Origin of the sequence: Pontibacterium sp., assembly GCF_041587635.1 — a bacterium.
In the GTDB taxonomy this organism is placed as follows: domain Bacteria; phylum Pseudomonadota; class Gammaproteobacteria; order Pseudomonadales; family Balneatricaceae; genus Pontibacterium.
In genome coordinates this window covers 1-12,784 of sequence record NZ_JBFGYC010000056.1, presented here as the reverse complement: position 1 = coordinate 12,784, position 12,784 = coordinate 1, and the positions used below count along the sequence as shown (strand labels likewise).

Annotated in this window: 12 protein-coding genes; 6 read left to right on the top strand and 6 right to left on the bottom strand. The window is 51.0% G+C overall.

The features are described from left to right. Both ABYW01_RS05090 and ABYW01_RS05085 read left to right on the top strand, forming a co-directional pair. Positions 1 to 213 (top strand): outer membrane lipoprotein-sorting protein (locus ABYW01_RS05090; protein WP_372831423.1); only part of this gene is annotated, 213 nt, incomplete at its 5' end. Continuing rightward, positions 210 to 1,499 carry a DUF1302 family protein gene (locus ABYW01_RS05085; RefSeq protein ID WP_372831422.1) on the top strand — a complete coding sequence of 430 codons (1,290 nt, stop codon included), beginning with the start codon at positions 210 to 212 and terminating at the stop codon, positions 1,497 to 1,499. The genes ABYW01_RS05090 and ABYW01_RS05085, both read left to right, overlap by 4 nt. A 9-nt stretch (positions 1,500 to 1,508) precedes the next feature. Here the strand turns inward: ABYW01_RS05085 and ABYW01_RS05080 are convergent, their stop codons facing one another. Further along, positions 1,509 to 2,786 carry a GGDEF domain-containing protein gene (locus ABYW01_RS05080; protein WP_372831421.1) on the bottom strand — a complete coding sequence of 426 codons (1,278 nt, stop codon included), beginning with the start codon at positions 2,784 to 2,786 and terminating at the stop codon, positions 1,509 to 1,511. 246 nt (positions 2,787 to 3,032) lie between these two features. Then, positions 3,033 to 3,446, bottom strand: coding sequence for a DUF2892 domain-containing protein (locus tag ABYW01_RS05075; RefSeq protein WP_372831420.1), 414 nt, complete (start codon positions 3,444 to 3,446; stop codon positions 3,033 to 3,035). Between the two features lie 237 nt (positions 3,447 to 3,683). Here ABYW01_RS05075 and ABYW01_RS05070 point away from each other — a divergent pair, with 237 nt between their 5' ends. Continuing rightward, positions 3,684 to 4,628: a universal stress protein gene (locus tag ABYW01_RS05070; RefSeq protein ID WP_372831419.1), complete on the top strand. Its 945-nt coding sequence runs from the start codon at positions 3,684 to 3,686 to the stop codon at positions 4,626 to 4,628. A 12-nt stretch (positions 4,629 to 4,640) separates the two neighbouring features. Here the strand turns inward: ABYW01_RS05070 and xthA are convergent, their stop codons facing one another. Next, positions 4,641 to 5,456, bottom strand: a complete 816-nt coding sequence (xthA, locus tag ABYW01_RS05065; protein ID WP_372831418.1) for an exodeoxyribonuclease III — start codon at positions 5,454 to 5,456, stop codon at positions 4,641 to 4,643. A 215-nt stretch (positions 5,457 to 5,671) separates the two neighbouring features. Between xthA and gor the strand changes: the two genes are divergently transcribed. Continuing rightward, positions 5,672 to 7,027 carry a glutathione-disulfide reductase gene (gene gor / locus ABYW01_RS05060; protein WP_372831417.1) on the top strand — a complete coding sequence of 452 codons (1,356 nt, stop codon included), beginning with the start codon at positions 5,672 to 5,674 and terminating at the stop codon, positions 7,025 to 7,027. 98 nt (positions 7,028 to 7,125) lie between these two features. Here the strand turns inward: gor and ABYW01_RS05055 are convergent, their stop codons facing one another. Continuing rightward, on the bottom strand, positions 7,126 to 8,145 hold the full coding sequence (locus tag ABYW01_RS05055; protein WP_372831416.1) for a GGDEF domain-containing protein: 1,020 nt from the start codon (positions 8,143 to 8,145) through the stop codon (positions 7,126 to 7,128). 229 nt (positions 8,146 to 8,374) lie between these two features. On the opposite strand from ABYW01_RS05055, the gene ABYW01_RS05050 reads away from it, so the two are divergent. Then, the gene (locus ABYW01_RS05050; RefSeq protein ID WP_372831415.1) at positions 8,375 to 9,661 is read left to right on the top strand and encodes a L,D-transpeptidase family protein; all 1,287 of its coding nucleotides are present in this window, start codon (positions 8,375 to 8,377) and stop codon (positions 9,659 to 9,661) included. Positions 9,662 to 9,751: 90 nt separating this feature from the next. After that, positions 9,752 to 11,410, top strand: coding sequence for a SulP family inorganic anion transporter (locus ABYW01_RS05045; protein WP_372831414.1), 1,659 nt, complete (start codon positions 9,752 to 9,754; stop codon positions 11,408 to 11,410). On the opposite strand, the gene ABYW01_RS05040 is transcribed toward ABYW01_RS05045, so the two are convergent. Both ABYW01_RS05040 and ABYW01_RS05035 read right to left on the bottom strand, forming a co-directional pair. Then, on the bottom strand, positions 11,377 to 11,982 hold the full coding sequence (locus tag ABYW01_RS05040; RefSeq protein WP_372831413.1) for a YigZ family protein: 606 nt from the start codon (positions 11,980 to 11,982) through the stop codon (positions 11,377 to 11,379). The genes ABYW01_RS05045 and ABYW01_RS05040 overlap by 34 nt on opposite strands. Next, a partial coding sequence (locus tag ABYW01_RS05035) for a cation diffusion facilitator family transporter (protein ID WP_372831412.1) occupies positions 11,983 to 12,784 on the bottom strand: 802 nt, incomplete at its 5' end.

The window sequence follows — 12,784 nt, the reverse complement described above, 5'->3', positions numbered from 1 at the left end:
CGTCTTTATCGTCGGGTAGAGGTACTGGAAGTCAAAGATGTTCAGGGGCACCCAACCGTGACGAAATCCCGCGTGAGCGATCTGGTCTCTGGTGGTGAAACAACCATGGAGTTTCGTTTCATCAAGTACGATGTTGGTATGGACAGCTCCGTGTTTACCGAACGTTCGTTGCGAAAATTACCACGGGAGTGGCTTAAGAGGCCGAAATCATGAATAGGGTGTTGGTCCTGAAGCATCTGCTTCCGGCCTTGTTAGCCACTACGACCCTGTGTCAGCCGTTACTGGCTGCGGAAGAGTGGGGCGATGACAGCTGGGAGGAAGCGGAAGAAAGTACCCCGTGGCATGGTTTTGTTGAGCTGTCTGCCGGCGCACGTTTGGACAGTGATCCGGTGTTGCCAGACGAAGATCTGACGTTGGCGGATATGCGGGCTCAGCTGGAAATCGCTGATTACATCGGTGACTCCCGCTACAGCCTGAAGGCAGACTTATATGCTGATGGGGTGGAACATGGGCTGCACGGGGAGTTGCGAGAGGCGCTGTTGGATATCAGTCCGGGCCAGAACCTCGACCTGCGTATCGGGCAGCAGATACTGACATGGGGGACGGGAGATCTGTTATTTATTAACGATATGTTTCCCAAAGATTGGGTGTCCTATTTCTCCGGTCGTGACGATCAGTATCTGAAAGCGCCCTCTGCTAGCGCCAAGCTCAGCTATTACAACGAAGCTGCGAATATAGATCTGGTATGGACTCCGTTATTTACCAGTGACCGCTTTATCGACGGAGAGCGCTTTTCCTACTTTGATGCCATGCGTGGACAGCAAACGGCTCAGCATTTGGTGCCGGTTGATCCTGACGAGACCCTGGATAACGGTGAGCTGGCCTTACGATTGTATGGTACCCAGGCGAGTACAGAGTGGGCGCTGTATGCCTATCGTGGCTTCTGGAAGCAGCCTAACGCGATGACAGCCGGAGGTGAGGCTTACTTCAGCCGTCTGAACACCTACGGAGCCAGTGTACGGGGAAATCTGGGAGCAGGCATCGCGAATGCAGAGCTGGGTTGGTATGAAGGTGAAGATCATCGTGGTGATGATCCTCGGGTGCCAAATGATCAGCTGAGAGTGCTGATGGGATACGAGCAAGAACTCGTGGCTAATCTGACCGCTGCAACCCAGTACTATCTGGAGTGGATACAGGACTACTCTGCGTTAAAACTGACGGATAGTAACTCTCGCTATCGTCCGGATGAAAAACGCCATGTATGGACCTTGCGGCTGACGTATCGGATGATGCAGGACAATCTGATTTTGTCCTGGTTTAACTACTGGTCGCCATCCGATAAGGATATGTTCTTGCGCCCGTCAGTCACCTACCGTTTCGACGATAGTACCTCGCTGGTAACAGGCGCAAATATCTTTCTGGGCGACAAAGACCACACTTTCTTTGGGCAGTTTGAAGATGCCAGCAGTGTGTACGCGAGGCTGCGTTACAGCTTCTGATGTTACCGATTATGCGTAGTCTTTGCGCGTTCGACGGCGCTTGGGTGCTTCTGGTTTATAATGCGCCGCGACCGATTGGTTGCGGCCGTTGTTCTTTGCTTCATACAGAGCCTTGTCGGCTTGTTTCATAACGGCCGCAGCATCCAGATGTTCATCTGTTTTCTCACATACGCCGATGCTGATGGTGACGTTGGTATGGTCTGACTTTGCTTTCTGTTTACGCATTTGGGCGCCCCGTTTTTTATCTTCAGGGCGCTGCTCGTCACGAATATACAGCGGATAGTTGGCGATCAGTTCACGTAACTGCTCAACAAACGGCAATGCCTGAGCTTCGTCTTTTCCCGGAAATACCAGCGTGAATTCTTCACCACCGTAGCGATAGGCTTTCCCGCCACCGCTGACGGACGCCAGCTTAGCCGCCACCATACGCAGCACCTGATCCCCAATATCGTGCCCGTAGGTATCGTTGAATTTCTTGAAGTGATCGATATCGACCATTGCCAGCGTATAACGCTTACCTAATGTTGCCAGCTTATCCTGCAAGGCGCGGCGCGCGGGTATTTCCGTAAGCTCGTCCAGATAGGCCATTTTGTGGCTGTTCTGGACAACCGCAATCCCCATCGCGATCAGTGCTGCGGTGACCAGTAGCGTCGATATATTTGGCAGGTCAAACCAGATAAACATGCCCAGACTGGCAACCAGAGAGATTAACACCCCCGCACTGCCGTGACCTCGCTGGGTAACAAAATAGATCAGGGTCGTCAGCAGGGCCACGCCATAAAATACGGCAGACATGTTGCTCAGGAAACGCTCGGCGAAGAACATTTCGAACATATTAGTCGGTAGGTTGGGCAGTTGTGCTGCCAGCGAATCGTTGGACCACAATAATCCAAGCAACAGGTATCCCAGTAACACGCCAGCCAGACGTGTCAGTCCCAGCGGTGTAAACAAGCCTCTTTCACTATAGGTTGCGATAAACGTGATATTAATCGGTAGCAGGATACTCAGTATGCTGAATAGGACGTAGGCATTCGGTTGGTCGAGGCTGACCTGCAATCCCAATTGAATCATCAGATAACCGCTGATCAGGTTCAGTGTTGCAAAGAGAATCTGATTACGGTTAAAGCCATAGGCAAGCAGTGCAACAACCAGAGCCAGCGCATAAGGTAGTTGACCTAGAAATGTTTTGTTGGCGGTAGAAAGCAGAGAAACCGGATCTATCAGTAGTGCAACTGCGATAAATAGGATCGTTGCCGGAGCCAGAAGATTGAGAAGACGAATGGCCAACCGAGTTTCCTTATGTGATTCAAAGGTATTAGCGCTGAATATTGTAAACAACATCGGCCGTAATTACCTTTTCTGAACGACGGATTTGATGAATTGATTGGGAATTTGTGAGCCGAGCGGGGAAAGGGCAGCTGAATCATTGTGCGGAATAAAAAACACCGCCACAAAGGGCGGTGTAAAGCTCCGGATAGAGGAGTGTGTTGAAGCGTGCCCCGGGGTTAAGCAAACGCGTCCGGGGCGGGGTACTCAGTTTGCCGTTGTCTGTTTGAAACCAACCAGACGAGCGATCATGATTGCCGGGCACCAGCCTGTTACAGAGGATTGAGCCAGACTCACACCCACAACGGCTGTAACGATCAGCAGCTGGCTGGTCATGCCTGCAAACAGGACGGCCGCAACCGTTGCCATGACGATCAGGCCTGCGATGATGTGCACGCCCTGATTAACTGTCATGCCTCCGGTGCTGCAGGATTCTGCCTTCAGCCCAACCATCTGGAAGATTGCGACTGCCGGACACCACTTGGTAAATGCCGACTGAAAGAGGTTCAGGCCAACAAAACCTGTTAAGTAATACCAATATTCATTGACGTATGTGCCCAGAGCCAGGCTGGCAATGATAACGGTACCCGCCATCAGGCGAAGTGCAGCATTGATAGTCATTGTGTAATCCCTGTTGAATTCAGAACATAGAGTGAAATTAGAATTGTCTTATATTATATATTAATAATATCTAATATAAAGTTGGTTTTTAGACCTGATTTTTTAGAAATAGCGTAGGTTCTATTCTGAAATGACATAACGGAAACCGACTGCTGGGCGGGATATGTAGATGGCGAGCGATCATACAAGAATGAGCTAAGCTTTCTTACATATTCTGAAACTCTCTGGGAATCGCCCATGTCCGGTATACAGCGAATTCTCGTTCAACTCAGCCCGGAAGATGATAATGCGTCACTATTGGCCAGGGCGGGTCGACTTGCACAGTTGTGTGGCGCATCAGTTGAGCTATTTTGTTCTGTCTACAGTCGCGAGCTGCATCGAGATTATCTGTTCGATAAACAAGCCGAGCTGCACGCAGAGCATGGTTACGTGAAAGGTGTTGAGGCAAAGATAGAAAAAATAGCCGCGCAGCTTGAAGCGCAGCAGATCAAGGTGGGGCTGGATGTATATTGGGAGCCTCATCTGGTCGAAGGAATCATGCGAAAAATACAGCGTTTTGAGCCGGATCTGGTGATCACCTCCGTGAGTCATCACAATATGGTCACAGAGCTGTTCTCCCCGGATGCTGAACGGACATTGATTCGTGAGTGCCCGGTACCACTGCTGCTAGCGAGGAAGCAAGGCTGGCCAGATCAGATAGGTCTGGCAGCGAGTATAGATCCGTTTCACCCTTGCCCGGAACCTGTTGCGTTGGATAATGCGGTGCTGGATATGGCGCAGCAGATGGCATTAATACTTGGAAGCCAGATGCGGGTGGTTCATAGCTTTCATGCATTGCCTCATTCGGCAATTTTTGATGAACATGTGGTGACCGATTACGAAGCGTTACAAAGCAAGGTGTTGCAAGAGCATCGCGATCGTATCGATACGGTGTTGGAGCCTTATGGTTTAGGTATCGGCAGTCCGGAAGTGAGTATTCTGGAAGGCGAGGCGCACAAGGTGTTGCCAGACTATGCTCAGAGAATTCCGGTGTCACTGTTGGTGGTAGGGCATGTGGCGAAAGGGATGTTAGAGCGAATTCTAAGTGGCAGTACCGTCGAGCGGATGCTGGGTTCATCACCTTGTGATCTGTTGGTGGTTAAACCGCCGGGCTTTGTCTGCCCGACGGACTATGAAGAATAGACAGCGGCTTGTTTACAGTTTGAACTCGGCCCAAAGTGGCGCGTGATCAGATGGTTTCTCCATTCCGCGAATTTCGTAATCTACCCCGGCGTCTACACACTTCTCCAGTAATGTATCGGTGACCAAAATGCCATCAATGCGCAGGCCGCGTTTTGGCTCACGATCAAAACCTTTCGAGCGGTAATCGAACCAGCTGAAGGTTTCATTATTATCCGGGTACAAGTGGCGGAACGTATCAGTCAGTCCCCAGCCTTGTAAGGTGCCAAGCCACTCACGCTCAATCGGTTGAAAACTGGCCTTGCCAGTCCGTAGCCAGCGCTTACGCTTGTCTTCGCCGATGCCGATATCAATGTCTTCCGGAGAGATATTCAGATCACCCATTACGACAATCGGTTTTGTCGGATCGCAGTTTTCCTGTAGGTGGATCTGCAGGTCCGCGTAAAACTTCTCTTTTGCCGGAAACTTGGTTTCGTGATCCACGTTTTCGCCCTGAGGGAAGTAGCCGTTGAGAATGAGTACAGTACCGCCGTTTCCGTCGTTATATTCACCCATGATCATACGGCGTTGTGCATCCTCGGCATCGCCGGAGAAACCCTTTTGCAACGTCAGTGGCTTCTCTTTTGAGATCAGGCACACACCGTAGTGTCCTTTTTGGCCGTGAAACTCAACGTGATAGCCCAGCGCTTCGACATCAGCAACCGGGAATTCTGGATCTGAAACCTTGGTTTCCTGAATACCGATTACATCAGGCTGGTATTTGTCGATCACGGCTTTTAGCTGGTGCAGGCGGGCACGCAGGCCGTTAACGTTGAAGCAAATGAGTTTCATCTGAAGTTGATCTCCGGGGTAAAAGATGCAACACAGTGTACCAAATGAAGTTTGTTGGTGAGTAATGCCCACAAAAAAAGTTATGCTGTTTAAGTGGTTAGCGTGATGGTGATAGAGAGATGCAATCTTTCGGTTAGCGGTTTTCTATTGGTAGATTGTCGCGTCACACGCTAGAGTAATCCCCGCAACTTATATTGAGCAGAAGGAGCCGCATTGTGGCAGATTTTGATTTTGACCTGTTTGTAATTGGTGCCGGTTCCGGTGGTGTGCGTGCTGGACGTATGGCCGCAGCGATGGGTGTAAGAGTCGCCGTTGCCGAAGACCGTCATTTGGGCGGCACTTGTGTGAACGTAGGTTGTGTGCCTAAAAAACTGTTTGTATATGCTTCTCATTATGCTGAAGATTTTGAGAATGCACGTGGTTTTGGTTGGACCTCAGGCGAAGCTCAATTTGACTGGCCGACGTTGCGTGACAACAAGACCAAAGAGATCGAGCGTCTGAACGGTATCTACAACAACCTATTGGTCAATTCTGGTTGTGAGCTGATTCATGGGCGCGCGACCTTGGTGGATGCGCACACGGTTGCAGTGGGCGACAAAACCTATACAGCAGAACGGATTCTGGTTGCGGTAGGCGGCTGGCCAAACGTACCGGAGTTTCCGGGTAGCGAACATGTTATCAGTTCCAATGAAGTGTTCTATCTGGATGAATTTCCGAAACGAGCCATTGTGGTGGGTGGCGGTTACATCGCCGTTGAGTTTGCGGGCATCTTTGCCGGCTTGGGTGCAAAAACGGATCTGATCTATCGCGGTGAAATGTTCCTGCGCGGTTTTGATAACGAAGTGCGTGAGTTCACTGCAGAAGAGGTCGCGAAGAAAGATATCAATCTGCGTTTCAATACCAATATTACCGCGATTGAAAAGCAGGCCGACGGTTCGTTGCTGGCGACCCTAACTGACGGATCTACCGTTGAAGCGGACGCAATTATGTATGCTACGGGTCGTAATCCGAAAGTGACGGGCCTGGGATTAGAAGCGCTGGGTATTGAGCAGGGTAAAAATGGCGCGATCGTAGTGAATGACCAGTTCCAGACTAACGTGCCTTCTGTATACGCAATTGGCGATGTGATTGACCGGGTTCAGCTGACCCCTGTTGCACTGGCTGAAGGGATGGCGTTGGTACGTAACCTTTATGGTGGTCAGGATCAGAAAGTGGATTATGATCTGATTGCAACCGCGGTATTCTGCCAGCCAAATATTGGCACGGTGGGCCTGACGGAAGAGCAGGCGCGTGAGCAATACGAAAATGTAGATGTATACAAATCCAATTTCCGTGCCATGAAACACACACTGAGCGGCAGTGACGAGAAGACATTTATGAAGATGCTGGTTGATCGTGACAGTGACAAAGTGCTGGGTGTGCACATGGTCGGGCCGGATGCAGGTGAGATCATTCAGGGCATTGCCATTGCGCTGAAGGCGGGGGCCACCAAAGCCGTATTCGATTCTACGATTGGTATCCACCCAACGGCGGCAGAAGAGTTTGTCACGATGCGTGAGCCTGCTAAGTAAGGTAACGCTTCAGGCGCGCTGAGAATTCAGCGCTCACCAAATAAAAAAACGGGTAGCTCAGGCTACCCGCTTTTTATTTGGTGACATAAAAGCTTGGATCAGGGTGCAATTTTGACCTGATTACGCCCGCCTTCCTTCGCGCTGTACAGCGCTTTATCTGCACGCTCAATCAGGGTGTTGATTGAATCTTCCTGACGGCTTTCAGCGACACCAAAGGACGCAGTAATCGAGCTGATGACTTCGCCTGATTTTTTCTGCTTGATGCGGATCGCCTGAATCTTCTCTCGTAACGCGTTTGCCAGTTCCGCCGACTTGTTTGCTGTCAGCGCAGGCATGATCACCGCAAACTCTTCACCGCCATAGCGCACCGCTAACATAGGCTCAGGGCAGAAATCACGTAATAGTTTGCCCACGTATTGCAGCACTTTATCGCCCATCAGATGGCCGTAGGTGTCATTGAATTTCTTGAAATGATCGACGTCGACCATCACCAGCGTGACTGCACCGGCGTTACCACCATAAAGCAGGGTGCCCAGCTCGGTTTCAAAGACGCGTCGGTTAAATAATCCGGTGAGGGGATCGACGCGCGCATCCTGACGTGTTTTTTCAAGTTCGGCTTTCAGGGATTCGATCTCTGACTGCGCATCATCGATACGCGTTTGAAAGCGCTGAGTGCTATCGCTGATATCCTGCGTTTTACGCGCCAGAGTCTGGATGATACTTTCCAGAGGCAGCGCCGGACCGCCGTCTGCCTTAAGGGCTTCCAAGCTATCTTGCAGCGTATTGGAATAGTTTTTGGTTTCTTCAGCCGTCTCGGACGCATGTTCATGCAGATCATTCACCAGGGCGATTAACCCGGCTTGAACGTTCTCTGCGCTGTCGACCTCATCTTTAATCATATGCTGGCGGAACATCTGCTCGCCAACCAGATTTGGGCAGGTGCCATAGGTCGTCAGTGTTTTATCCAGTTCCTGATTCAGTTCCGGTACACGGTTGGATACATAGGTATACCACAATGCATAGTTAAGTGGATTTGGTGGAATATTGTGCTTCACCATTAGTGGTATCGCTTGCCGCAGGTACTCCGCAGCTTGACCGGTGTTTTCAGCGAATTTCATACAACCCCTCACGCGTTAATCTAAAACTGCAACGCGTTTACCCTGGAAAGCCCGCAATCATCCTGTGCGGCGCCGTCCTATAAATTAACTCTTAGCCAAAAAAGAGAATAAGGCTTTGCTAAACTGATTTGTACCCCTGAATGAATACAGCGGAGCCTATTAGTTCCTCAGGTAGAGGTATCGGCTGCTAATCTGATTACTTCAGGTTTTTTTACGGGAGACGGGAACAATGAAAATTGCCTATCTACCCGCATCATTTGTGTTGCTTTTTTGGGCGACAATGGGTCATGGAATAGACGTTTCTTGCGGGTCTAATGAACGGTCAGCATTGTGTGAAACTGAGAGTCAGTCCACGGATTGGTTGGGTTTTACAGATCATCAGACGCACAGCTCTGCGCAGTTCAATTCGATGGATGCCGCTATCCAGCATTACAGGCAACTGGCTCAAACCGGACGCTGGGCCCCTCTGACTGGACGGTATCTGCTGCGAGAGGGGAGGCAGCATGCTCAGGTCGGACGGATACGTGAACGCCTGCGAGCACTGGGTGATTATCCCTATGACCATCCGGTATCCAATCGGCAATATTTTGACTCCAGACTGACATCTGCGGTTGTTACGTTTCAGCGCCGGCATGGGTTGAAAGTCGATGGCATTGTTGGGCCGGATACGCGTCGTGCGTTGAATATCTCTCCGCGTAAGCGTTGGCAGCAGCTTTTGGTCAACAGACAGCGAGAGCAGGTCGATCAGGTAGCACTGCAGAGCGATTACATTGAAATCAATATTCCAGACTATCAGCTACGTTACTATCGCGATGATCAGCTCATCGTAGAGATGCGGGTTATTGTTGGGCGCAAGGAGCGGCCAACCCCGGTCATCAACAGCACCTTAAAAGCGCTGGAATTCAATCCGGACTGGAATGTGCCGCGCAGAATTGCGTTTGAAGATATCCTGCCCAAGCTGTTGGAGCAGCGGGAGCAGTTTGATCAGCTGGGTGTAAAGTTAGTGAAGGGCTGGCATCAGCAACCGAATGTTGTGGCTGTTGAAGAGCTGGATATGTCCCACTTTTATCGTGGTGCGTTATCTGAACAGTACCGCTTCTGGCAGCCCCCGGGTAATACAAACCCGCTTGGTCAATTAAAGTTTATCTTTCCGAACAATTTCTCTATTTATATGCATGGAACGCCGGGCAAGCATTTGTTCGATGAGCCAAGGCGCACATTCAGTTCCGGTTGTATTCGGATCGAAGATCCACGATTACTGGCGCAACTGCTACTTGAAAAAAGCGAGGCTCAACCGCTGTCCTATCTGGATACTCAGCTGGAAACAGAAGCAGCCAGTATTTCTGATCTGCCGGGTGACGTGGAGATCTTTACACGGTATCGGACGGCTTGGGTAGATAGGGATAGCGGAGTATTACAGTTCCGCGCCGATATCTATCGCAGGGATCCGAATGAACTCGCGCAGCTCACTGCAGCAAAACCTCCCCCTGATGTTGATGATACGGTCACTAACTAGGGCCTAATGTTCGACCATGTAAGGATTTACGGTGAACCGCTTCGCTGCGTAGACTGCTTATTTGCCCGCCGCAGGATAGGGGTATTAGGGGTGCAGCTGATTTCGGGATTCAGTACGTCCAATATTCGTGGAGACCTTTATGGTGGCCTGACGGCGGCTGTGGTGGCCTTGCCATTGGCGCTGGCGTTTGGCGTTTCTTCCGGTGTGGGGGCTATTGCAGGCCTTTACGGCGCAATCTTCGTGGGCCTTTTTGCTGCGCTTTTCGGTGGTACACCCTCTCAAGTATCCGGCCCGACAGGGCCTATGACCGTTGTCATGGCGGCCGTCTTTACCCAGTTTGTAGCGATTGATCCCAACAGCGGGCCAATACTGGCTTTTACTGTGGTTATTATGGGCGGCGCGTTTCAGGCACTGTTCGGATTGTTACGGTTGGGGAAATACATCACGTTAGTGCCATTTCCGGTGATATCCGGGTTTATGAGTGGTATTGGGGTGATTATTATTCTGCTCCAGCTTGGGCCGTTGCTGGGACACGCCGCACCCAGCGGGGTGATTGATGCTGTTGAGGCGCTCCCGGTATTTATTGAACAATCTAATCTCAGCGCCTTGTTTTTAGGCTTGCTATCACTGGCGACCCTTGTTTTCTGGCCACGCCGGTTAGCCACGCTGATCCCCTCACCCTTGGTTGCGCTGATTATCGGTACGTTGCTGTCGTTGTTCTTGCTGCGGGACAGTTCCCTGACGGTCATAGGCGAGATACCAACCGGCCTGCCATCGTTGCAGTGGCCGACATTCAATGCGGATCTGTTTCAGGAGATGGTGCAGGCGGCATTGATGTTGGCCGCATTAGGCTCTGTGGATTCCCTATTGACCTCTTTAGTTGCAGATAATATGACCAAAACCCACCACAACTCGGATCGCGAGCTGGTGGGGCAGGGGGTTGGTAATATGGTTGCGGGTTTGTTTGGTGGTTTGCCCGGCGCGGGAGCAACGATGCGTACGGTGGTGAACATTCGTGCCGGAGGTAAGACACCGATCTCGGGCAGTGTTCATGCGTTGGCTTTGTTAGCGATTGTACTGGGCGCAGGGCCGTTGGCAGAGAATATCCCTCATGCGGTATTGGCGGGAATTCTGATCAAAGTAGGGATCGATATCATCGATTGGAAGTTCCTGCAGCGCTTACATCGGGCCCCGATGTTTGTGGTCGTGCTAATGCTGCTGGTATTTGGCCTGACCGTATTTGTTGATCTGGTAACGGCGGTATTAGCTGGCGTGTTTCTGGCAAATATTATTACGGTTAAGCGGCTGGCGGACACGCAGATAGCAGCCGTTCAGGTGATCAGTGATGCTGATGACGAGCATGATTTGCTCAGTGCGCGTGAAAACGAAGTACTAAGACAAGCGGCCGGACGCATTTTGCTCTACCACTTTAATGGGCCTGTCAGTTATGGTGCGGCCAAAGGGATCATCCAGAAGCTACAGCAGGCGCAGAAACATGATGCACTCATTTTGGATTTCAGTCGGGTGCCAATGATTGATGTGTCCACTGCCATGGCGATCGAAGATATGATTATCGATTCACAAGCGGCCTGCCGTGAAGTCTATGTTATCGGCACGAACGACGTCGTGCACAACGTGTTGTCGCGGATGCAAATATTGCGGTTGTTACCTGAGCGCTGCTTACATGAGCAGCGCGAACCCGCGCTGGAGGCGGCTTACTCGCATTTGGATAGAGTAATTGCCGAGTAAGGCTGGAGGGCTTGCTGGAAATCCTCCAGTTTCGACGTCTCGATCAACCCTTCAATCAACAATTGAGCTTGCCAGTCACGCTGGGTGATATTCACATCGAACTGACCCAGTAAGTATTCAAGCTGACCGGTCATAGAAAAGTCTGCACTGATCTGTATAGGTGTTTTGGCAACCACGTTCTCTAGCTCGAGTACGTCGAGACCTTCGCGCACGGCCTGACTGTACGCCCGTACCAAACCACCAGTACCTAACTTGATGCCCCCGAAGTACCGGGTAACGACGACACTGATATCTCCCAGACCGCTATGTGAGAGTACGTTGAGCATTGGGCGGCCAGCCGTTCCTTTGGGCTCACCGTCATCGCTGCATCCCCAGTGCCTTGAATCATCAGGAGTACCCGCGACATAGGCCCAGCAGTTGTGATTGGCAGAAGGATGTTCTTCGCGTAACTGCTGAACAAAGTCATCGGCGCTGGTTTTATCGGGCGTGGGTGCCATCGTCGTAATAAAGCGGCTGTTTTTGATGATCAGTTCACTTTGTTGACGATGGCTTGGACGTTGATAGTTACTCAATTAACGTTGTCCATCATTACTGATCCAGATACTCACGTTTTCTAGCCAAGCAGGGTGATCCATGGCTGCTTTCAGCTCATTGGCAAGCGTTGGATTCAATAACGAGTCGGATGCGAAGAACAGTTCTGCATCGATGCCATCATTGTAATGCAGGACCAGACGCAGAGGTGCTGCCAGATCCGGTGCGATCTGTGAGAGTCCTGCATTAATCTCGCGCTCAACTTCGCCGCGTAATGGGAGTGTTTTACACACCTGCTCGGTTTCGTCATCGTAGGTATCGATATGGAAGATGACATGGCCCACGTCTTCGAATGCTTCCTGAAGGCGGCAGATCGCAGTGTCGCCGATGTAATGACCTTCGGATGCTGAAAGGGTCGGAGATACTTGTATGTGCATCTCCAATTGACTCTGTCCAGCCATCTTTCGGCTTTTAAAGCTGTGGACATTAAGGATCCCCTCGACCTGCATGACCACATCATGGTAGGCCGCGATGCTTTCCTCCGGCAAGGCAGTGTCAACCAACTCCTTGATACTATCCCAAGTCATTTCCCAGCCAATTTTACCGACGATCACAGAGACGACCAGTGCGGCTAGTGCATCGAGCCACCAAACCCCCATCATGGCACCGGCAACACCAATCAATACAACAATAGAAGACAGCGCATCGGTACGGCTGTGCCAGGCATTGGCAATAACCAGATCGGACTTGATCGCCTTGCCCACGCGCATGGTGTAATGGAAAATCCACTCTTTACCCGCAATGGATAAGGCTGCAATCACCAGCGCAGGCCACTCAGGTGTG